Genomic DNA, 336 nt, shown 5'->3' on the forward strand with positions numbered 1-336 from the left:
TCGTCGCGCCGAGCTTCTCGACACACAGTACTTCCACGTCGTCTTCACGCTGCCGGGTGACATTGCCGCCATCGCCTATCAGAACAAGGCGCTCGTCTACGGTCTGCTCTTCCGCGCCACCGCCGAGACCCTGCGCACCATTGCCGCCGATCCCAAACACCTGGGCGCCGAGATCGGCTTCTTCGCCGTGCTTCACACCTGGGGCCAGAACTTGCTGCACCATCCCCACCTGCACGGTTCCGTCGCAAACTTTTCGGAAAGGTCATTGCTGCATGACGGCTGCTCCTGCTTTCCGGGAGTTTGTCATGTTCAAGGGCCGCCATTTTGATCGATCCG

The 336-nt window shown here is 60.7% G+C and carries 1 pseudogene; it reads left to right on the forward strand.

The annotated features are described in order from the left end of the window. Window positions 1-235 (forward strand): annotated as a pseudogene (locus ACFFNA_RS39835) (transposase); the annotation flags it as partial. Window positions 236-336 lie beyond the last annotated feature (101 nt).

Origin of the sequence: Mesorhizobium kowhaii (assembly GCF_042431665.1) — a bacterium.
In the GTDB taxonomy this organism is placed as follows: Bacteria; Pseudomonadota; Alphaproteobacteria; order Rhizobiales; family Rhizobiaceae; genus Mesorhizobium; species Mesorhizobium kowhaii.